Source organism: Marseilla massiliensis, assembly GCF_023336985.1.
Classification (GTDB): domain Bacteria; phylum Bacteroidota; class Bacteroidia; order Bacteroidales; family Bacteroidaceae; genus Prevotella; species Prevotella intestinigallinarum.
Genome location: NZ_JAMBLP010000071.1, coordinates 1 through 205, shown reverse-complemented (window position 1 = coordinate 205; position 205 = coordinate 1). Strand labels below are relative to the sequence as shown.

At 46.8% G+C, this 205-nt stretch carries 1 protein-coding gene; it reads right to left on the bottom strand.

Translation table 11 applies throughout. The features are described from left to right. A partial coding sequence (locus M3089_RS15970; protein ID WP_249085271.1) for an ISAon1 family transposase N-terminal region protein occupies positions 1-205 on the bottom strand: 205 nt, incomplete at both ends.

Here is a 205-nt window from a genome sequence, read left to right as displayed (position 1 = left end):
TCCGTCAAGCCGTCGAAGTCGTAAGTGAATATCTCGCCGGTGGAACGGTCTATCCATTTACGGCGGCGGACATGAAGATAAACACTGCGGCCACGGATCGGAAAATCCTGTATGGTCTTATAATCAGTAAAACCATACGGACGGACTGTACCCTTTTTATAATCTTCGCGGGACATATACTCACGTTCATCAAGCCAATATTCCA